The sequence below is a fragment of the Jeotgalicoccus sp. S0W5 genome (genome assembly GCF_011634875.1).
GTDB classification, from domain to species: domain Bacteria; phylum Bacillota; class Bacilli; order Staphylococcales; family Salinicoccaceae; genus Jeotgalicoccus; species Jeotgalicoccus marinus.
Genome location: NZ_SIRQ01000001.1, coordinates 110,391 through 130,392, shown reverse-complemented (window position 1 = coordinate 130,392; position 20,002 = coordinate 110,391). Strand labels below are relative to the sequence as shown.

19 protein-coding genes and 3 pseudogenes are annotated in these 20,002 nt (G+C 34.5%); 11 read left to right on the top strand and 11 right to left on the bottom strand.

Features of this window, described 5'->3' with window-relative positions; all coding sequences use genetic code 11:
* Nucleotides 1-116: 116 nt before the first annotated feature.
* The 3 genes from EYB29_RS00680 (at nucleotide 117) to merB (ending at nucleotide 1,977) form a co-directional block, all read left to right on the top strand.
* Entirely contained in the window at nucleotides 117-638 is a 522-nt protein-coding gene (locus tag EYB29_RS00680; protein WP_166626271.1) for a hypothetical protein, read from the top strand.
* A 163-nt stretch (nucleotides 639-801) separates the two neighbouring features.
* Nucleotides 802-1,191, top strand: coding sequence for a mercury resistance transcriptional regulator MerR2 (gene merR2, locus EYB29_RS00675; RefSeq protein ID WP_051220548.1), 390 nt, complete (start codon nucleotides 802-804; stop codon nucleotides 1,189-1,191).
* A gap of 132 nt (nucleotides 1,192-1,323) precedes the next feature.
* Nucleotides 1,324-1,977 carry an organomercurial lyase MerB gene (merB, locus tag EYB29_RS00670; RefSeq protein WP_026867179.1) on the top strand — a complete coding sequence of 218 codons (654 nt, stop codon included), beginning with the start codon at nucleotides 1,324-1,326 and terminating at the stop codon, nucleotides 1,975-1,977.
* Nucleotides 1,978-2,232: 255 nt separating this feature from the next.
* On the opposite strand, the gene EYB29_RS00665 is transcribed toward merB, so the two are convergent.
* The 9 genes and pseudogenes from EYB29_RS00665 to EYB29_RS00625 all read right to left on the bottom strand — a co-directional run bounded on the left by EYB29_RS00665 (nucleotide 2,233) and on the right by EYB29_RS00625 (nucleotide 11,108).
* Nucleotides 2,233-2,382 (bottom strand): hypothetical protein, encoded by a 150-nt coding sequence (locus tag EYB29_RS00665; RefSeq protein ID WP_156889175.1) that lies wholly within the window; start codon nucleotides 2,380-2,382, stop codon nucleotides 2,233-2,235.
* A gap of 13 nt (nucleotides 2,383-2,395) precedes the next feature.
* Entirely contained in the window at nucleotides 2,396-2,854 is a 459-nt protein-coding gene (locus tag EYB29_RS11540; protein ID WP_235678970.1) for a hypothetical protein, read from the bottom strand.
* Nucleotides 2,837-3,778: pseudogene (locus EYB29_RS11535) on the bottom strand (dihydrolipoyl dehydrogenase family protein); the annotation flags it as partial. The gene EYB29_RS11540 and the pseudogene EYB29_RS11535, both read right to left, overlap by 18 nt.
* Before the next feature lie 398 nt (nucleotides 3,779-4,176).
* On the bottom strand, nucleotides 4,177-4,932 hold the full coding sequence (gene istB / locus EYB29_RS00650) for an IS21-like element helper ATPase IstB (protein ID WP_026867177.1): 756 nt from the start codon (nucleotides 4,930-4,932) through the stop codon (nucleotides 4,177-4,179).
* The gene (istA, locus tag EYB29_RS00645) at nucleotides 4,929-6,479 is read right to left on the bottom strand and encodes an IS21 family transposase (protein WP_026867176.1); all 1,551 of its coding nucleotides are present in this window, start codon (nucleotides 6,477-6,479) and stop codon (nucleotides 4,929-4,931) included. The genes istB and istA overlap by 4 nt, the downstream gene beginning before the upstream one ends.
* A 153-nt stretch (nucleotides 6,480-6,632) precedes the next feature.
* Nucleotides 6,633-6,917 (bottom strand): annotated as a pseudogene (gene merR / locus EYB29_RS00640) (Hg(II)-responsive transcriptional regulator MerR); the annotation flags it as partial.
* Nucleotides 6,918-7,213: 296 nt separating this feature from the next.
* Nucleotides 7,214-8,559, bottom strand: a pseudogene (locus EYB29_RS00635) (dihydrolipoyl dehydrogenase family protein).
* A 1,221-nt stretch (nucleotides 8,560-9,780) separates the two neighbouring features.
* On the bottom strand, nucleotides 9,781-10,710 hold the full coding sequence (locus EYB29_RS00630) for a cation diffusion facilitator family transporter (RefSeq protein ID WP_026867174.1): 930 nt from the start codon (nucleotides 10,708-10,710) through the stop codon (nucleotides 9,781-9,783).
* A gap of 77 nt (nucleotides 10,711-10,787) precedes the next feature.
* Nucleotides 10,788-11,108: an ArsR/SmtB family transcription factor gene (locus EYB29_RS00625; protein WP_026867173.1), complete on the bottom strand. Its 321-nt coding sequence runs from the start codon at nucleotides 11,106-11,108 to the stop codon at nucleotides 10,788-10,790.
* A gap of 293 nt (nucleotides 11,109-11,401) precedes the next feature.
* On the opposite strand from EYB29_RS00625, the gene EYB29_RS00620 reads away from it, so the two are divergent.
* Nucleotides 11,402-12,004 carry a recombinase family protein gene (locus EYB29_RS00620; RefSeq protein ID WP_166626269.1) on the top strand — a complete coding sequence of 201 codons (603 nt, stop codon included), beginning with the start codon at nucleotides 11,402-11,404 and terminating at the stop codon, nucleotides 12,002-12,004.
* Nucleotides 12,005-12,056: 52 nt separating this feature from the next.
* On the opposite strand, the gene EYB29_RS00615 is transcribed toward EYB29_RS00620, so the two are convergent.
* Nucleotides 12,057-12,824 (bottom strand): hypothetical protein, encoded by a 768-nt coding sequence (locus EYB29_RS00615; protein ID WP_166626268.1) that lies wholly within the window; start codon nucleotides 12,822-12,824, stop codon nucleotides 12,057-12,059.
* Nucleotides 12,825-13,316: 492 nt separating this feature from the next.
* Between EYB29_RS00615 and EYB29_RS11680 the strand changes: the two genes are divergently transcribed.
* The 3 genes from EYB29_RS11680 (at nucleotide 13,317) to rpsN (ending at nucleotide 14,740) form a co-directional block, all read left to right on the top strand.
* Nucleotides 13,317-13,391 (top strand): type I toxin-antitoxin system Fst family toxin, encoded by a 75-nt coding sequence (locus EYB29_RS11680; protein WP_156889177.1) that lies wholly within the window; start codon nucleotides 13,317-13,319, stop codon nucleotides 13,389-13,391.
* A gap of 301 nt (nucleotides 13,392-13,692) precedes the next feature.
* Nucleotides 13,693-13,959, top strand: coding sequence for a hypothetical protein (locus EYB29_RS00605; RefSeq protein ID WP_166626267.1), 267 nt, complete (start codon nucleotides 13,693-13,695; stop codon nucleotides 13,957-13,959).
* Between the two features lie 511 nt (nucleotides 13,960-14,470).
* The gene (gene rpsN / locus EYB29_RS00600; RefSeq protein ID WP_026867169.1) at nucleotides 14,471-14,740 is read left to right on the top strand and encodes a 30S ribosomal protein S14; all 270 of its coding nucleotides are present in this window, start codon (nucleotides 14,471-14,473) and stop codon (nucleotides 14,738-14,740) included.
* A gap of 52 nt (nucleotides 14,741-14,792) precedes the next feature.
* Here the strand turns inward: rpsN and EYB29_RS00595 are convergent, their stop codons facing one another.
* The gene (locus tag EYB29_RS00595; RefSeq protein ID WP_051220547.1) at nucleotides 14,793-15,551 is read right to left on the bottom strand and encodes an aminoglycoside adenylyltransferase domain-containing protein; all 759 of its coding nucleotides are present in this window, start codon (nucleotides 15,549-15,551) and stop codon (nucleotides 14,793-14,795) included.
* Nucleotides 15,552-15,779: 228 nt separating this feature from the next.
* Here EYB29_RS00595 and EYB29_RS11665 point away from each other — a divergent pair, with 228 nt between their 5' ends.
* The 4 genes from EYB29_RS11665 to gtfB all read left to right on the top strand — a co-directional run bounded on the left by EYB29_RS11665 (nucleotide 15,780) and on the right by gtfB (nucleotide 19,406).
* The gene (locus EYB29_RS11665; protein WP_166626266.1) at nucleotides 15,780-16,283 is read left to right on the top strand and encodes an LPXTG cell wall anchor domain-containing protein; all 504 of its coding nucleotides are present in this window, start codon (nucleotides 15,780-15,782) and stop codon (nucleotides 16,281-16,283) included.
* A 77-nt stretch (nucleotides 16,284-16,360) separates the two neighbouring features.
* Entirely contained in the window at nucleotides 16,361-16,549 is a 189-nt protein-coding gene (locus EYB29_RS00585) for a hypothetical protein (RefSeq protein WP_166626265.1), read from the top strand.
* A gap of 24 nt (nucleotides 16,550-16,573) precedes the next feature.
* Nucleotides 16,574-18,079 (top strand): accessory Sec system glycosyltransferase GtfA, encoded by a 1,506-nt coding sequence (gtfA, locus tag EYB29_RS00580; protein WP_166626264.1) that lies wholly within the window; start codon nucleotides 16,574-16,576, stop codon nucleotides 18,077-18,079.
* On the top strand, nucleotides 18,072-19,406 hold the full coding sequence (gene gtfB / locus EYB29_RS00575) for an accessory Sec system glycosylation chaperone GtfB (protein WP_166626263.1): 1,335 nt from the start codon (nucleotides 18,072-18,074) through the stop codon (nucleotides 19,404-19,406). The genes gtfA and gtfB overlap by 8 nt, the downstream gene beginning before the upstream one ends.
* Nucleotides 19,407-20,002: the final 596 nt, after the last annotated feature.

Below are 20,002 nucleotides of genomic sequence, written 5' to 3'. Positions count from 1 at the left end.
TAAGTCAATTGCTGTATGATCCACCTTATTTATTCAAGTTCAACAAATAGTCAGAATTATTTTAGTAATTATAGGAATTTTAGATATAATAATGTACGGGTCGTTTAAAAGAAAGGATGATTAACATGGCTGGATGTTGCTCCATTGATCCATATATACATTTTGAGACCATCATTATTGGAGATGGTCCACTTGAAATAGCAACCGCCTTTCATCTTTCGTCATATGGAGAGCTTACTGCATTAGTTCTAAGTGAGTTTTCTCGAAAAAACATTAGACAATTCTTCGATAAGTTCCAGTCTTTTATTGAAGAAAATAGTGAAATGCCTTGGAACATAGAGGAATTGGGAGACGATATGCACCTCATTCTTTTTAATGGACATATCATTTCCAATCATAACAATGTGGTTACAATTGACGATAAAGAAATTTACGGGAAACGAATTTTTTCAGAGTTTGACACGCTGAAAAAAATAGGATTCATAAATAAACCCTTTCATATCGATTCAAAAAAGGAACTGTATACAAAAGCATCAGAAAGATTATGGCTGTTACATCCAATAGATGGTCAAAACCACGAAACAATATGGAGAGGAGCAGAGGATTTTGCAAGAGATTTTGTGAATGGTGAAAGATAGAATAGGCGATTTAAATAAAGATATATTTCCTAGTGTATTCATAAAATTTACACCTCATTAAACTAAAATGGTTTAAAGTATAAAATTATCCTTGACCTTACCCTAAGGTTAAGGTTATATAATCTATTTAGTCCGCTGATGATTTAAAGAAAGGGGGGAGGAAGTGGAGTGTTTTACGATTGGTCAACTAGCCCAACAAACAGGAGTCAGTCGAAAAGCCATTCGATTATATGAAGAAAAGGGATTGATCCTACCTTCCATTAAGCGAAGCGAGGGCAATTACCGCGTCTATAATCAAGAGCATGTATTTTGTATCAATGGAATTAAACAACTCCGTTCATTAGGCGTATCACTAGAGGAAATGAAAGATTTGATCGTGATTTTTGAAAAAAATACGGTAGATGTAGAACCTCATCTTCAACATTTATTAAAAGAGAAACTTATTGAAATAGATGAGCATATCAAGGATCTACAAAAATTACGTCAACATGTTGCATCGTTTCTTGATACACCGAATGAGGTATTCAATCATATGGAGGGAGTTAGACATTAAAGAATTAAACACAATACAAAGGGTTTTACTGAGATCACTTCGTAAAATTCTAACTATAGACAGGAAATTTTTTGAATATAACATCGGGAACAATAATGAAGATTAAACAAAAATGCTAAGGAGGAAAAAGATATGAAAAATGAAATTAAACAAATAGCAACCCGAATAGACCAACAGTCTGACCAAGGGGAAGCAGGCTCCATGAAGTGGCTCTTCCACCCGTTGTTACAAATGCTAGCAGAGGGGGAGCCGGTGACTGTTGAAGATATCGCTTCTGCGACCGGGAAGCCTGTCGAGGAAATGAGAAAGGTTCTTCAGACCCTACCAAGCGTGGAACTAAACGAACAGCGTCGTGTCGTTGGTTTTGGTCTCACCTTGGTCCCTACCCCCCACCGATTCAAGGTAGATGGGAAGGAACTATATACATGGTGTGCCCTTGACACACTTATGTTCCCAAAACTCATCGGACGCAAGGCCCAAATAGAGTCGCCTTGCCACGGCACCGGCAAGCCTGTAAAGTTGACGGTGGAACCTGACCGCGTTATAAGCGTGGAACCTTCCACATCTGTTGTCTCGATAGTTACTCCGGATGATATGTCGTCAATTCGCTCGGCATTCTGCAACGAAGTCCATTTTTTCAGCTCAGCGAGTGAAGCGCAGGACTGGCTTAACCAACATCCAGGGGGAAAGGTGTTATCTGTTGAAGATGCCTTTGAACTTGGAAATCTTATGGGGAAGAGTTACGAGGAAGTCGACCCTACCAATGGGTCTTGCTGTAACATTTGAAAATAGATACGCTTATCGTTATGTTAGCCAAAAAGCCGATGCATCCTAATAGGACATCGGCTTTTTGTATATTGAAAAAAAATTCAACCAAGATAAATTGAAAAAATTATCGTATGCTTAATTTTGGTTAGCATCTTTTTCTTTGAGTAATTATTGTTAACAAATAGGATTGATATACATTGTTAACGACATTAAAAGCACATAAGGCACACATAGTCATCATCATCATCATTTTCATCCAACGAAACATGATTATCACACCTTTATTTGCTGCTCAATATTGTTACAACAACCTTGTATCTCTTTAACTTGATGACTAATTTCTTCAGGCGAATTGGTACTCTCAATCTTATAGCAACATTTATCAATTCTCTTCTCCTGTTGTTTTATTTTATTTGTTGCCATAACATTCACCTCCTTAACCACAACAGCTTTCCTGGTATCCTTTGTCAGCGGAGATGGCAGTACCAATAACGGCTTCTGAAATACTCGGATGAATAGATATAATCTCTGAAAGATCGGTTATAGTCAATTTGCCTTTCATGGCTATGGCAATTTCATGAATCAATTCCTCTGCTCTTGGTCCAACAATGTGAGCACCAACAAGGTGTTTGGACTTCTTGTCACTGATTAACTTAACAAATCCTCTTGTTTCTCCTAATACCACTGCTGGTCCAACATCTGCAAAATCTAACCGGTTCGTATCAATATCCATTCCTTTTTCAATCGCCTCTTGTTCTGTTAAACCTATACTAGAAATAGGCGGGTGAGTGAATGTCGTCCGTGTTACTAAGCTATAATCGACATTTTCAATGTTATTTTCAATGGCATTTTTGGCAGCAACTCTTCCTTCATAAGATGCAACAGGAGTTAACATATATCCTCCAATGCCATCACCGCCAGCATAGATGTGTTCCACTGTTGTCTGAAGATATTCATTTACTTGGATTCCTGTTTTTTCGACTTTAACGCCAATTTGTTCTAAAGCAAGTCCACTGACATTTGGCACACGTCCAGTAGCCAATAACACCTGATCTACTTCAAAAGATTTCTTTCCATCTAGCGTTTCGACCTCAATGATTTTCCCGTCATTACTTTTGAGGACTTTCTGAACTCTACTGTTTAACAAAATTTCTATGCCTATTTCTTTTGAGATTGCTTCAATGGTTTGTGAAGAGTCATGATCTTCACTGGCCAACAAGCGATCTCCCATTTCTATTACAGTCAAGTCCACACCTACACTTGCAAAAATATGAGAAAATTCCATCGCAATAACGCCACCACTAATAATCGCCATTTTCTTCGGCAACTCACGGAGATTTAACGCTTCTGTACTGTTTATCGTGTGTTCGATACCTTCAATTGGGGGTGTGGATGTTTTTGATCCCAAAGCAAGCACAAACTTATCCGCTGAAATCTCCATGTCATTGACCTTGATAGTCGTTGAGGATATAAACGATGCCTCTCCACGAATTAAATCAATTCCTCGCTCTTTTAGACCTTTTTCTTTATCTTCCTCAAAGGACTTAATAATTTTTTCTTTTCGATCGATCACTTTGTCCCAAAGCAAAGATGCGTTTTGCACCACTATTCCAAATTCCTTTGCATTGTTAACTAAATCCCAAACTTCACTAGACCTTACCAAGGCCTTTTTGGGGATGCACCCCCTGTTAAGTCAGGTACCACCAAGAACATCATCTTTTTCAATTAGAGCTACTTTGGCATTGAGTGCAGCCCCTTGTTTCGCAGCTTGAATACCGCACATACCGCCACCGATGACTATAAGATCGTAATTAGTCATTAAGAATTCTCCTTTACAAAATAATGGTTCTACTTATATAAAATGCACACGACGCACTGTTATTATTCGAATAAAATGTTTTAGAAATGAAAATGAATTTCCTATATTTTAGACTTATTATCCTCTTTTATTTCAAAACGGAATGCATTAATCTTCGAATTTTGGTTAACAATAGCTTTGTAAAAAATTTAGATAAAGGAGCTGTTTTTTAAAATGGAACAAGTTAAAGGAAAAGCTTGGTTACGGCCACAAGATTTTACCACTTCTGCCATCTTTCTTACCACTAAATGACATAGTATTTACCACACCCTGCCAACAAGCTTACCAATACATATAAAAATTAATGGTAATCATATGTTGAGAAAGAATTGATGTCTTTTTTAGTCAGTAGTGCCAGACTAGAAACCACCTTCCAAGCCATGACGTTCACGCATAGAGATTTCTCCGTCAATTAATATCTGATAGGAGTCATGGATGATCCGATCTAAAATGGCTTCGGCAATTGTTTCATTACCCAGTTTCAAATGCCAACCACTTGGGTCAATTTGAGAACAGAAAATGGTTGAAGATACCTTATGACGGGCTTCTGTAATTTCCAAAAGCATACTTGCTTCTTCAGGTGTTAAATCAGTGAGTAACCACTCATCCAGTACTAGAACGTCCACTTTTGTATATTTTTTAATACTTCTTCGGTAACTTCCATCTGCGGATAATTTGGCCAGAGATAATTCATCTAATAGCTCGGGTAAACGAATGTACTTCACTTTGTACAATTGACGACATGCCGAAATACCGAATGCGGTGCCTAAAAATGTCTTACCTGACCCTGTGGGTCCTTTTAATATGATGTTGTGCGCGTGATGAATATAAGTGCCACTCGCTAGTTTTAAAATCAAATCTTTATCCAGTCGACGATCTGCATGATACTCAATATCTTCAACACTGGCATTTGAGTTAACGAATGTCGCTGCTTTAATCAAGCGCTGCAGACGATTATTTTTACGACGGGAATGTTCCAAGTCGACCAGTAAAGAAAATCGGTCTTCAAAACTCATCTTTTTAAAATCCTGATTCATCGCTTGTTCCTGGTAGGCTTCAGCCATGCCATTTAATTTCATTTCGTGTAATTTAGTTAAAGTCTGATCATTCATCATTTATCCTCACCTCCATAATAAGATGCGCCACGGGTGAAGCCATAGTTGTTTTCGGTCATTTCTGTATTCTGTTTCAGTGTCTGTTCGGCATCATTCTTCTTATTATTTTTTAAGAGGGTTTGAATGCTTTTGACCGTCGGTCGTTGAGTGAGGGAAATTACCATTTTACACGCTCGTTCAATCTCATACTTTGTATATTTACGTTCTGATCTTTTCAGTGAAAATATCGATTGGAGGGCTTGTTTTTCAATTTGAGCCGTATCCAATATATATTCGATGACCTTCAGAGTACATGAACCAATACTGTTTGCCCACTCAATCGCAGCTTCCGGTGTCTGGTCTACAAATAATTTATGATTATCTGGCATATGGTCCCGCATAGTAGATAGTTGTCCAAATTTCCCATATAATCGTTTGTGAGAGGCCACTCGCATATGATTGAAATAAACTTCTACCAGGGTCTCTGAGAGTCTGATGTCAACTTGCCGATTAATGTACTCATAAGGCACAGAATAAAACATACTTTCGACAGAGACATGGTAGTCTGGACGGACTTTCGCTGTTCTCCATACAGAAAGTTTATACGGTGTGGCAGGCAGAGGGGAAAGCGCAAATTTCTCCTCTGTTTCAAATGCTGACAGTCGGTTCCCTTGTTTACGTGTAAATGCACGTTGATTGAAGTCAGCCAACTTTTGTTCAATTGCTTCATTTAATTCATCGATACTGAAGCACTGAGTATTTCTGAGTGCGGCAATAATCCATGTAGAAACCGTACTGACTGAGCCCTCAACACTCGACTTATCTTTAGGTGCCCGCACACGTGCTGGCATGACGACTGTATTATAATGCTCAGCCATTTCTCTGTATGTTGGGTTTAAAATAAGCTCTTGAGACGTGTGCTTTGTCACGCTCGCTTTCAAATTATCTGGAACAATAATCTGTGTCGTCCCGCCAAAGTAAGCATACGCATGATTGTGTACTCGAATCCATGACTGTAAGTCCATCGACAAGGTCGCCTCTGCATAAGACAATTGACTGCATGGTAGAGTGGCGACAAATACATACGCTTTTAACTTTTCACCCGTATCTCGATCAATGATAAAAGCTGTGGATCCTGCCCAATCCACCTCCATGATTTCCCCTGGTTTTCTACGGATGCGTAAAGTGGCTTTATGCTTATCTGCATACTTACTGTAGTGCCGGACAAAGCTCCGATATGAATACGGTATTTTTTGATTCGTCCGACACTCCGCCTCATATTCATGATGAAGGAGTGAGAGCGTCACATTGGGTTTCGCTAATTCCTGATGAATATAATCAAAATCTAACGGTTGTCTGCCTGATGCCTCCAATGTCTTTTCCGGATATAAAAACGCCTCAATCCATACATCTGTCATTATTTCATCTAATGGACAGACTAATTCTTTCTTCTCCGCCAAATCAATAATTTCTGTCACTTTTTGTCGAGAATGATTCGTACTGGTCGCGATGCCTCTAAGACTGATGCCTTCAGCACGTAATTCTAATATCTTTCGATAATGAATCATAAAAATACCTCCGATATAAAATGTCACACCTATTGGTGTGCGCATTAATTATATCGGAGGTAGTGGTAAACATACTGACATGACTTGGTACATTCCTTGTCATTTAATGGTAAGAAAGATGGCAGAGGTGGTACATTTTTCTGGCCGTAATCACCGCTCGATTTCTTTGGTTTTTTGAACGGTAAAGACGTACATATCTTTACATCTCTCCCCATCTTGATCAACTACACCAAACAACAGGTGGATTTCTTTTAGCGAGAAGTCCAATTCCTTCATTCGTTTAATAAACCGTATCCGATCTGCTGTTTCCTCTGAATATATTCGATACCCTGATTCGTTTCTGGGAGGTCCGGCTATCAATCCTTTCCGCTCGTAATACCGAACGGTTTCTTTATTCACATTACACGCTTTAGCCAATTCACTGATTTTCATCCCCATATTGTCACCTCAATAAAAGTATAAACTCTGTACCATAGTACACGGTTAAGTCATACATTATTTTTCTTTTATAGAATAATCTTATAAAACAGATCAGATAAAAAACCTTATTTATCAATTGTTCACATAAGTTTTTTAGAAGTTTAAGAATAAAGCTATCTGCTCTTCACGCCAAGAAGCCACATTCTTCCGTTGAAAAATGCGGCTGTCAAAAAAGTTATTTTCTTTTTGATTCTAAGATCATATAACAAGATTAGACGATAAAGTGGTTTATAAACATCTCACATTACGTAAACTTACACCATGTGGGCAATGTCCGAAGCTGCCGTTGGATAGGCAAATATCATTTGTTTCAATTCTTTGGTTGAAATTCCAAAACGAATGGCTGTTGCAAAATGATTAATCAGTTCATCGGCTTCATTACTAATCAAATGAGCACCGACAATTTGATCATGATCTTCGTCAATCAGCACTTTAAACGCAGCAAAGTCTTCATTTGTCCGTTTATACGTAAACCAGTCGGAGATGTTTTTCTGCTTTACTTTAATACTCCGGTCAGAGTTTTTGGCTTCCTCCTCGCTCATACCTACCGATGCCATTTTAGGTACGGTAAATACAGCAGATGGAATCACGGGATATTCAATTTTTTTGCTGTTCCCTTTCAATAAATTAGATGCTACGACATGAGAATCTGCACTGGCTACAGGTGTGAGAGGCAAGCCATCCGTTGCTGCAGCATCTCCGGCTGCATAGACATTCGGGTTACTTACACTTTGCAAATACTCATTAACATGGACACCATGTTTTTTCCTTTCTATATTCCCTTTTTCAAGATTCATATCTAAGGCAGGGACCCGTCCAGCTCCATGAATAACAATGTCTGCTTCAAACCGAGTTATATCCTCTTTTTTTCGAGCGTACACATGAAACTTACCTTGTTTTTTTCAATGGATTCAACGGAATGTTGAAGATGTACCTGTATGCCAATCTGTTTCGACTTTTCTAAAAGGATATCTACAAGATCTATATCAAAATTCTCCAAAGGTTTTTGACCTCGATGGATAATATGAACTTCTGATCCAGCACGTGCCGCGATGTGAGCAAATTCAAACGAAATATACCCCCCACCAACAAAGACGATTCTTTGTGGTAATTCATCCAACTCCAAAAACTCATCACTATAAGTAAGATGTTCTTCTCCTTGTATGGGCAAAGGGGTAGGTTTCGCACCACTAGCGATCAAGAAATGACCCCCTTCGAGCACTTCTTTATTCACTTCAAGTTTGTCCTCACTCATGAAAGATGCATTGCCATGATACGTATCGATTCCCTGTTTATTCAATGCTTGCTCTTTTTTTTCCGGGACATGATCTGTAAAGGTTCGTTTAAAGCTCATTAGATCTTTCCAGTTGATGGAGACTTCAGATGGTACTCCGTTCCTAACCATTCGTTTGTTCCAATCAATAAGCTCGGCAGCACCATGTAGAACCTTTTTTGGGTCACATCCACGTAGTGCACACGTGCCCCCAAGCGGCCTGTCATCTACCATAGCTACATTCCAGCCGGCTTTATTACATTTTGCTGCTGTAATGGAACCAGCAGAACCTGAACCAATCACAATAAGATCGTATTTCTTTGTCATCATTATCCTCCTCATAGAAATCACTCTGTAATACGTTTGCCTTGTTTCTATCTAATGAAACCCCGTACCTTGTCCAAGGTTGAAAAAATCCACCGTATTTAACTAAACGGTGGATTCATTTTGTTGTTATCCCGCACAACATTGTTAAATATATAGCAAGACTTTCTTTTAAATCTTCTATGGTTAAGCAAATTAACGGCTAATGTCATCGTGTAAATCACATTTCATGCATTTTCGGATACAAGATGAGCCCCTAACACCTCAATATTTTTGTATCTGCCACTAACTCCATCCTTTTCATGCATTAAAAAATCGGCCCGTGTGTCAAATAAATAAGCAAGTAAACACCGGATAACAAGATGATAAATGCCACCAATGTCTGCATGATTGGCATGAATTTTCGGATTCATTTCTGGGCAAGTGTGCGCGACCCTAAAGGAAATATCGTAATGATAGTAATCGCTAACCTCATATCTATTGAGAAAAGCATAAAATTTATGACTATACTTTAGTATCTAGGCGTCTGTCATGGATTGGGAAACGACTATATAAGTTGAATTAAATATTTTACAGTACCATTAAGGTTCATAAAAGTACACTTTTAAGAACGGTTTAAAAACATTTGAAATAGATCAAAATAAACGTTCTTAAACATATAAAAATAGTTTACGAACGTTCAATATTTTCCATATACTTTTACGAACGTTTTTCATTTATAATTAGAAAAGTAATCTTCTGGTTAAACAATTTGTAGATGTGTGTCATTTTTGACGATAAATTGCATATATTTTAAGTGTTATTTTGCATAACCAACTTTAAAGCCTAGCTGTCTTTGTGAAAAGATTAGCCGGGTTTCTTAACTATAGTACAAATTATCGCCTAAATCAGTGCAAAATAACATCGAAAGTGACAGTTGGAACATAAAAGGCTGTGTTCTACCTTTTTTCAAATGTGTTATAGTGCAAAATAGCGCTTAAAAACAGGCGTAAAATAGCGTCTTAAGTGACATCTGTAACCATAAATATTATTCTCAAATCAAACATGTATCATTCTCCTGTTCAAACTATCATATTTTATATAGCAATGATATCACTTAAACAATTAATACAATGTTTGCTATAAAAGTTGTAATGAAATCGTCAAATATATCGTAATGAAACGTGCTAAAAAAGCTGCCAGAATATAATGACAGCTTTTTTACAATCCAATATATTCTACTGTTTAATGTTCATGCTCCGGATTTTCATCCTTGCACATTACAGAATTTTTATGAGGATGATTTTCACTTTCCATCTGAATAGTTGCATGCCCAATATTCTCGTCTTCCAACTTTTGTTCAATTGTTCTCAGTATTTCTTCGCTTTCCTGAATAGGAATGGTGCCATCCACTACCACATGGCACGAGAGTGCATTTTGACCACTTGTTATACTCCATACATGCAAGTCATGCATGTTATTTACACCGGGAATGCGCTCTATGGTTCTAATCACTGCATCGATCTCAACATTTTTGGGTGTGCCTTCCATCAGTACATGAATGGAATCTTTTGTCACACGCCATCCGCTTATCAATACAAGCACTGCAACAATCACACTCGCCAACGGATCTGCCCAACCCCAGTTGAAGAAGATGATCATCAGCGCCGCAATAATGGCTCCTACTGAACCAAGCAGATCGCCCAGCACATGTAAAAATGCTGCACGTATGTTCAAGTTTTCCTTTGTATCTCCTCCTCGCATGAGGAGCCATGCTACAAGTATATTTACCAATAACCCAATGGTAGCAATTATCAACATGCCAGTAGAGGCCACTTCAGGTGGATTCGCAAAACGTTGATATGCCTCATAAAAAATGTAGATAGCAATCAGTACCAGAGTAACGCCATTAAATACTGCTGCAAGAATTTCAAATCGTTTGTATCCATATGTTTTACTATAATCGGCCGCTTTTTCTCCAAGTATAAAAGCCAACAATCCCACACCCAGCGAAATTGAATCACTTAACATATGTCCCGCATCAGCTAGTAAGGCGAGACTATTTGTCAGGAATCCTCCAATTGCTTCAATAATCATATAAACTGTGATAATTATGAAACTGATCATCAAGGTCTTTTTGTTCGCACCATGTGTATGGTCATGCTCCTGACTCATCCAATCCCCTCCTCTGAATATTTGCAGATCGATATATTAAATCGATTTATATATATAGTTCTTTCATATTTCTTTGGTCAGTGATGACAAGCGTGATCAATTGTTTCTTTCAACATGTTCATTACATGTGCATCGTCATGGGAATAATATAGAGTCGTCCCCGCTCTTCTATATTTGACCAAGCGTAAATTCTTCAAAAACCGTAATTGGTGGGAGACAGTAGATTGTCTTAAATGTAAGTTTTCAGCGATATCATTTACGGAATATTCTTTAAGAAACAGCAAATTTAGTATTCTGATTCGCGTCGGGTCACTTAATGCTTTAAAAGTCTGGGAAACAACAAATAAAGTTTCTTCATCAAGATCTTTATGATTAACCACTGTTTCGTTTTCTTCCATGTCTTTTATGATTACTCACCTCTCCCTATTTAAGTAGGTCTAATATTAATATTGGTATATCTATATATAGTCATATATTAAAAATATCTAGCATTATTGTCAAGCCTCTCATTCTAATTGATACACAATCGCAACTATCTTTTTCCTATCAATTATATTTATATTTTTTGATGTTATGTTATTAACGTCTATTTATGGTAGACCCTAAATAGACATTACAAGGATATTATTTTCACTGGTTTTTCAGTGTATGATTAGGGTGTATTTTAATTATATTCAGAAAAGATGGTTATATGAAAATAGGCTACGCTCGAGTGTCGTCATTGGATCAGAATTTGAATAGACAGATTGAAGTATTAGAAGAATTTGGTGCAGAAAAGGTTTTTAGAGAAAAGAGATCTGGTGCCACCGTAAATGAGCGCAGTGTCTTCAAAGAAGTCTTAGACTTTGTGCGTTCGGAAGACCAACTCATTGTAGAATTTATTGACCGATTAAGAAGAAATTACGATGAAATCATAGATACAGTTAATTTCTTAAAGCAAAAAGATGTTCAATTGGTTATCACAAGTTTGCCTATTATGAGTGAAGCGATCGGCAATCCACTGTTGGATAAGTTCATCAAAGATCTAATCATCCAAATACTAGGCATGATTGCAGAACAGGAGCGTTCGGAATCAAAGCGTAGACAAGCCCAAGGTATTAAATTGGCAAAAAGTAAAGGAATCTATAAAGGCCGACCGATACTTTACTTTCCAAATGCGAAAGATCCTCAAAAGCGACTCGTGTATCATCGTGTCGTTTCTCAGTTGAAAGAAGTCATTGCCATATCCCAAATTGTGAAAGAAGTAGGAATTACACGACAGACTATATATAGAATTAAGAAAGAAATGAAATAGTGTTTATCAACAGAAATGTGACGTATAGTATCAAGATAAGAAGAAATCAAAATTATTTAGGCACAAAATAATAAAAAAGATCTTTCTCAAAATGTTTTTCTAAAAATTCTTTTTGATTCAATACTGTCTCTTTTAGTTTTACAACCTCCATACTTTTTGGTTCAAAACTTACAGTGACATGAGATTCACCATAAACATGACCCATTTGTCTTAATACATAACCTTCTTCATAAACATCTCCAATTTTATTTTCATACGAAACTATTATATAAATGTCAGTATAAAAATTTTTCATCTTACCTTTAAAATAGTGATAAGGAATAGTATTTTTTAATTTTTCATTACTATCTAAATGATATGATCCGTTAGTAGTAAATATTAACCCCAAATCCTTATAACCATTATCTTTATGTTTCATCCAAGTCTCATTTTCTGCATATAAATACAAATAAACCCTCACATTATAAGCAATGTTTTTTGATGTATTTTTAATACTAAAACGATAATCTCCAAAAAGCATAGACACATTCTCAGCAACCCAACTTTCGTTAAAATGAGATTTCTCTTCTGTCATTACATCAGGAAAATACATCACTAAAACAGGTTTAATATTTTCGTTGAATTGCTGTTTTTGTAACTTTAATGTCTCTTCTGAAATTTTCAAAGAATCTAAAGTGATTTCATTACTCTTTTTAGCATTAGAAACAGATTTCCAAGTAATTATTAATAAAATTATTGAGGAAATAAACGCTAATAAATCAGAAATTAAAACAGGTTCATAAGTCACTATTTTTTCGATAAATGATTGTTTATTATCCATCCACTTCTCCATTCATATACTTTTATTTTTTACTAATTATATCAATAATTTTTATTCCAATTTTCTTTTGGTGTGAACCAACGGCAACCCTAAAAACCCAAAAGCTGTAGGTAGGCATTTTTGATACCTCGCGGTATATGCCTACCGGTTTTTTAGTTTATTCAGGGTTGCTTTTCCCACCAAAAGTTTTCTCGGCATAAATGAATCTCCACTGTTTTTTCTAGCACAGGAGAAAAAAGTTATGCAGAAACGTCGATCACAACATATGAGTGCGTCCTCACGGATTATTTTATCCCACACCCCACAATATAACTTTCCTATGATAAAATCAAAAGACGTTTCGGAGAAGCCAGTATATTACGGGCAACCAGTCTAACTGATGCGTCTACATTAAAACACGATCGAATCTTATTGCGGGACATAAAAAATGATACAATATCATAGTCGCCTATACTTCCTGGGCGAACATCGACCAGGAAGGAGGTGAACACCATGGAACTAATTTTTGTTAACATCATTGCCCCAATTATCGTAGGGGGCATTGTTGCGCTCTTTGTCTATTGGTGAGATAAGCGTAACAATAAGTAGGCGACAATAACCACACCAAAAAACCCCCAATCTATACCAGTAGATTGGGGGTTCGGTGATTCCATGGAACTAATTTTTGTTATCTACATTATAACATTCTAATTAATTAAAATCAAAATTCTTGTAATGAAACGTTTTTGATATATTTTTTAGCGATAACTTAAGTATGTTTTGTGGTAATATAAGGAACTATTAATTAGATTATATAGTTGGTATGATGAGAGAAGTGAAAAAGCCAACTTTTTTTATTATAATAAATGGCTATTTGGAGGGAGAGGTTATGGCTTTTAAAAAAGTAGTTGTAGACTTTGATATTGTTTTTGAATTCATAGAAGGTAAGGATTCTAAAGCAGAATACTCAGAAACTGTCGAGTTTCAAGATGGACAGAATAAAAAGGAGTTAGAAGCTATGCTAGAGAGAAAAGCTAAAGAAATTGGAAAAGAGCTAAGAGATACTATTGTAAATAACGACTTTATAAGTGTAGGTAACACTTTTTTTAGAACCAATTTAATTAAATTCGTTTACTGTAAATCCTTAAATTACTAGATTTAGAAAGCTTTTTTTATTTTAATTTTTAAGTGTCTACTTTAGGAGGAGCACATCAGAGATTGAATGAAACATCTTGTGTTTTTTGAATAAACTTTAAGTACTCTAAATAACTGCTATGATTAATTAGGTAATAATACATCGATTCTATACATGACATGCTGCCTTCTTACTTTAAATTAAGTAAGTTTCTTAAATAAGAACCTAGTGGAGTTTTCAGGGCAATAAAAGGGCAAACTATCTGGAAAAGGGCAGATAGTATTGGAATTCTTTTTAAGAAAATAGTTGGAAAACATTGATCTAAAAGGATTTTTATTAACCCTTGTAGGGTGATAATTGGAGTACATCATTGAGTGGGAATAAGAAAGTTGCTTTCAAAGCCGATGTATGTATCTTAAATCATACATCGGTTTTTTTGTTATATAATATTTTATTTTGATAAATCGTAATGATTACGTTATAATGCATTCACTTAGATGAGTTAGAAGATAAAATCAAAAGGAGTGTTTACTTGGCAAAGAAATCTAAAGTAGTTAAAGCACAGAAGCGAGAAAAAATGGTTGCACAGTATGCAGAGTTAAGAAAAGAGTTAAAAGAAAAAGGTGATTATGAAGCACTTCAGAAGTTACCTAGAGATTCATCACCAACACGCGTAAACAACCGTTGTGGTGTAACCGGTAGACCACGTGGTTACATGCGTAAATTTAATATGTCTCGTATTGCCTTTCGTGATCATGCCTATAAAGGGCAGATTCCAGGTGTAAAAAAGGCAAGTTGGTAAAAAGTAGAGCCAGTAATCTTAATTAAAAGATTGCTGGCTCTTTATTGATAAATTATTCATGTCCTATACGATTTTGCAGTACCTGAATTAAAGTCTCAACTGGGTAAAGATGCCAGTCAATATACTCCCCAGTTTTATAATCATTAACAGCCATTTGAACTAGCTTAGCTTCTTCATCTGATAAGCTTTCCATAACAATTTGTCCGGCAGTTTCTTTCGAATAGACCTCACCAGTAGTATAGGTCAGAATCATGCGACAAAAGGTTAAAATGACATTCGTTTCATCACCCTCATAATCACCTATTAATACTCTAGAAGCATCCTCAATCGCTTTTTGTAAGTCGTTCAAAGGAATCTCAGGAACTAGATTTTTGATATTTTTATCCCCGTAAAGTGAAATTGAGTTTGACCTCGCCTGGTAAAGCAAAATAGCGAGATCTGAATTAGTTTTCTTAGTTGGAATTATATTGTTTAAATAATCTTCCCTGAGCCACTCTCCATAAACAAAATCTTCAGTAGGAGGATAGGTCCAAGGGACATTGTCATTGTAATTAAGCACTGTTAACTCGATGTACCTGAGATTACTGTCCGCTCCAATACTTTTGGAAATAGGCATAATTTTAGAAATTAGTTGTTCTTTCTCTTGATATGTCATATCTCTATTTAAAATAACTAAAAAATCAATATCACTATTGGTTTTTAAGCCACTCTCAACATAGGAACCATACAGATAGACCCCTAATAAGTCATTTGTAAACAAGTCTTTCAACTCATTTAAGACATTATCGATTTGAATATTATCCTCTTTCATAATAAGAACACTCCGATTTAAAGCATTATATATAACCTTTATACCATAATGAGACAGTATACTTTTTATGAATAGATTTTAATTTTAATGGTAGATAGAATATAGATAAATATCGTAAGAGGGTGATAAAGTTCTGTTACTAAATGAGAGTCATATAAGAAATGTAGTCAATATGAAAGAGGCGGTTCTGTTGCAAAGTAAAAAAATATAGCTAACCACTAATTTATCATGTCAGTGTTCGCATCAGAGTCAATTAGTGAGACAGAATCAGAAAGCGAATCAATCTCTGAATCAGAGTCAATCAGTGAGACAGAATCAGAAAGCGAATCAATCTCTGAATCAGAGTCAATTAGTGAGACAGAATCAGAAAGCGAATCAATCTCTGAATCAGAATCAATTAGTGAGACAGAATCAGAAAGCGAATCAATCTCTGAATCAGAGTCAATTAGTGAGAAAGAATCAGAAAGCGAATCAATCTTAAATTCCGAATTATTAAGTAGTTCTGAGTCAATCAACGAGGCAGAGTTTGTTTCTGAAGATGATGAGCAAGATATCTTGGAAAATCAATCTGATGTATCGGATAATCACAATGATGGTGACGTTGAGAAATTACCTGATACTGGGGAAGCAAAATCTAGCAGCGGCTTAATCGCAGCTCTACTTGGGTTAAGTGGTTTAGCTTTATTCAGAAGAGGTAAGAATAAAGATGAAGAGTATAATAACAATAACTAGTATAGTAAATTAAAAATAAGCCAAGGATTATCCTTGGCTTATTTTCTATATTATTTAAAAGGTTAGGAGTTTCTAGTATGGTCAATAATAACTATGATCAAGATAATGAATTAGATGAAATCAACAGACAAATTGAAGAGGAATTAAATAATTATAATCCTGAAGAAGATGAAAAACCTAAAAAACAGTTTTTAACAATATCATTTTTAGGTACCCTAATGTTACTAATAATGATACTTTTGGGTATTTTTAAAACAGTGTTTTAAATATGTAAATATGGATGTGATGTATTGACAATTTACAATATTAATTTTGGAATAGGTTGGGCAAGTAGTGGAGTGGAATATGCTCAAGTATATAGAGCTCAAGCTTTAAGAAAGTTAAAAACAGAGTTTAAATTTATTTTCTTAGATTTTATTGGTAAGGAAAATATTCAGACGTTGACAAGTAATATTGGTTTTAAAGATGATGAGATTATATGGATTTATCAATACTTTACAGATATAGAAATTGCTAAAACATCAGTAACAATAGATCAAGTATTGAATTCTCAGGACATAGAGATTAGTCATAAAGAAGTTGACAAAGATAAAGTAAAATATTTTTATGATAACAATAAAAGTTATTTAATATGTTACTTAAAAGATAAGGATGAACCTTATGTAGATAGGGTTGAATATATTTCAAGAGGAAAACTTCTTCGACGAGATTATTATTCCTATACGAAAATATTAAGTGAATATTTTGTCCCAGAAAATAATACTGCCAAATTATATAAACGATGCTTCTTTAACAAGAATGGTTCCATAGCATATCGAGAATTTATAAGTAACAACAATAGTATTTTTGTTTTTAAAGATAGTATTTTTTATTCTAAAGCAGCTTTTGTTGGATATTTTTTAAAATGTTTGTCGTTAAAAGATAACGATATTTTAATTATTGATAGAAACGCCAAGATTGGCCAAGAAATAGTGAAGAATAAGGGAGACGCAAAAGTAGGTGTTGTTATACACGCTGAACATTACAACCACACATACACAACAGAGGATTATATTTTATGGAATAACTACTATGAATATGTTTTTTCTAATGTTGATCTATTTGATTTTTTCATCACTGCGACCGAAGGACAATCAAAAGTGTTAAATAATCAATTTAAAAAGTACTATAATTATTCACCACGAATTTTTACTATCCCAGTTGGGAATTTAAAATCTATTAAATACAGTGAAGAAAGGAAACCATATTCAATAATAACAGCATCGCGTTTAGCTACAGAAAAACATGTAGATTGGCTTATAAAAGCAGTGATTGAAGCGAAAAAAGTTTTACCAGAGCTTACCTTTGATATTTATGGTGAAGGTGGTCAAAAGAAAATATTGAATGATTTAATAGAATCTTATCATGCCAATGATTATATTAAACTTTGTGGACACTTAGACTTAACTGAAATATACAAATATTATGAGTTATTTCTATCAGGATCAAAGAGTGAAGGTTTTGGTCTAACCTTAATGGAAGCAGTAGGATCGGGTCTTGGTATTATTGGTTTTAATGTTAATTATGGCAATCCTACTTTTATTAATCATGGTAGTAATGGTTACCTTGTCGATATAGATTTTAATAACTCTACAGATCAAATGATTATAGAAAAATTGAGGGAAGCGATTATCGATTATTTTAATGATGATTTAGAAAAAATACATGAATCATCATATAGAATTGCTGAAGATTTTAAACTGTCAGATGTAATTAATAAATGGCAAAGACTCACTGAGGAGGTACTATATGATTAATCTTTTTGAGTCATTTAACAAAAAAACAATTCTTTTGTACAAATCATTGAAATACTCGAAAGTAAATAATAAAACTATCATCTTGAAGGATGATGGCTTCCTACCAGATGAAGTCTATAGTCCTTTTTCATTTTTCTCTGAAAATAAAAAGAGTGAAAAAAAACCTCTATTTTTTAATCAAGTTGAAGTTCCTAAAACTTGGGAAATTGAAGGGAATAATAATTTTGCATTAATTAAAGATTCTGGATCTATAAAAGGGAAAATATTTTACAAGGCCAATTATAAAAGAAGAATTGTTGAACGAGTAGAATGGTTTGATTTAAAAGGAAGAGTGCAATTTATAGATTATTATGATAAGAATGGTCTAAAATATGCTGATCTTATAGTGAATCCGGAAACTGGACAAAGAATATTAAAACAATATATTAATGATCGAAATGAAATCTTTTTGACAGAGAATTTAATTACTAATGATATAGAGCTTTTGTTCCAAGGAAAAAGATATCATTTCTATTCAAAGGTTGAATTTTATAAATTTTATTTAATTATGAATGGATGGCAGGACTCTTCTTTCTTTACTAATAGCTATGTATTCACCACTGCAACGATTAATAGTTTAGAGAATGCCACAGGTAACATTATTTTTAATCAACAGCAAATTGATAATAATACAATTAAACATCTAGAGAACCTTCTGAGTAAACCAGGCAACAAATACAGAGCTATGATAAGTGGAGAGAATGATTATAAACAAGTAATGAAATTAATGGAAGATAAATATAGAGATAAAATCTATCAATCTGGATACGTCTATCATTTTGTTCAAGAGAATAAAAAAACAAACAATGTATTAATACTTACCAACTCAGATCAAATTGTAAATGTGAAAGATTTAATCGAAACACATACATCATTAAACTTTCACATCGTTGCGCTAACAGAAATGTCAAATATATTAATGAAGCTAAATCGGAATCCCAATGTGTACCTATATCCAAACGAAAAAATTTCTAAAATAAAAGAACTTTACAAAATAAGTAGTATTTACTTAGACATCAATAAAGGTAATGAAATATTAGATGCCGTTAGAGGGGCATTTGATTATCAGTTACTGATATTAGCCTATAAAGACACCGCTCATAACTTTGATGTCACGGCTTCTGAGAATATCTTTGATATAAATAGAACAGATGAATTAAGCGATGTATTAACAGAACTTAAATCAAAATCAAATCTAATCGATACTCGCCTTCAATTACAACTCATTCAAGGTGCATCTATTACAGAAGAAGTGTTTAGAGATGGTTTTAAAAAAATAAATAATTAGCGATTTCTTCTATAAAAAGCTAAGTTAGAAAAATGCTATGTAATTTTTAAGGTTTTAAATTTTATTGACTTTCCAGTTCAACTTAATACCAATACAAAAAAGAGATAAAATGTGAAGGTTATACTGAATTTAACAAGGCAACAAATTAGGGATTTAAATTCTATAGTAAGCGTTACGGGAGAGAGTTATGAAGAAATATTATTAAGCACTTTTTATGAATATATATAATCCTAATAAAATTATTGAATAGGAGAGACTAAAGGATAATTTAGAAGATTTTGATAGATTTCAAAATTTGCTTAGACATTATATTAATGAAAATATTCGAAACCTAGAGATGTTATCTGATCATGTAGAAATAACTTATAATCCTTATCGATCTATGACGGAAATATATAAAAGATTGTTAAATCATCATTTCTATAGCTCATACATTATCACTGATTTATATAAAGTATCTAATCAAAGCCATAAATATTATTGAATCTAATGAAAAATTTTGAAATTAATGAAATGGATATCAATTTTACTAACATTTTCTTGGAAATCTTTCTTAAAAAAGTTAAAGAATACGGGCTTAAAGGATTTTTTATTTA

What these genes read in the sequence shown, in the direction of transcription:
- istB (WP_026867177.1), bottom strand. Translation starts at nt 4,932, where the DNA reads ATGATGAATGATCAGACTTTAACTAAATTACACGAAATGAAATTAAAT.
- EYB29_RS00585 (WP_166626265.1), top strand. Translation starts at nt 16,361, where the DNA reads ATGGTCAATAATAACTATGATCAAGATAATGAATTAGATGAAATCAAC.
- merB (WP_026867179.1), top strand. Translation starts at nt 1,324, where the DNA reads ATGAAAAATGAAATTAAACAAATAGCAACCCGAATAGACCAACAGTCT.
- EYB29_RS00595 (WP_051220547.1), bottom strand. Translation starts at nt 15,551, where the DNA reads ATGAAAGAGGATAATATTCAAATCGATAATGTCTTAAATGAGTTGAAA.
- EYB29_RS00630 (WP_026867174.1), bottom strand. Translation starts at nt 10,710, where the DNA reads ATGAGTCAGGAGCATGACCATACACATGGTGCGAACAAAAAGACCTTG.
- istA (WP_026867176.1), bottom strand. Translation starts at nt 6,479, where the DNA reads ATGATTCATTATCGAAAGATATTAGAATTACGTGCTGAAGGCATCAGT.
- EYB29_RS00620 (WP_166626269.1), top strand. Translation starts at nt 11,402, where the DNA reads ATGAAAATAGGCTACGCTCGAGTGTCGTCATTGGATCAGAATTTGAAT.
- EYB29_RS00625 (WP_026867173.1), bottom strand. Translation starts at nt 11,108, where the DNA reads ATGGAAGAAAACGAAACAGTGGTTAATCATAAAGATCTTGATGAAGAA.
- EYB29_RS00665 (WP_156889175.1), bottom strand. Translation starts at nt 2,382, where the DNA reads ATGGCAACAAATAAAATAAAACAACAGGAGAAGAGAATTGATAAATGT.
- EYB29_RS11665 (WP_166626266.1), top strand. Translation starts at nt 15,780, where the DNA reads ATGTCAGTGTTCGCATCAGAGTCAATTAGTGAGACAGAATCAGAAAGC.
- gtfB (WP_166626263.1), top strand. Translation starts at nt 18,072, where the DNA reads ATGATTAATCTTTTTGAGTCATTTAACAAAAAAACAATTCTTTTGTAC.
- EYB29_RS11540 (WP_235678970.1), bottom strand. Translation starts at nt 2,854, where the DNA reads ATGTTAACTCCTGTTGCATCTTATGAAGGAAGAGTTGCTGCCAAAAAT.
- EYB29_RS00605 (WP_166626267.1), top strand. Translation starts at nt 13,693, where the DNA reads ATGGCTTTTAAAAAAGTAGTTGTAGACTTTGATATTGTTTTTGAATTC.
- EYB29_RS00680 (WP_166626271.1), top strand. Translation starts at nt 117, where the DNA reads ATGATTAACATGGCTGGATGTTGCTCCATTGATCCATATATACATTTT.
- EYB29_RS00615 (WP_166626268.1), bottom strand. Translation starts at nt 12,824, where the DNA reads ATGGATAATAAACAATCATTTATCGAAAAAATAGTGACTTATGAACCT.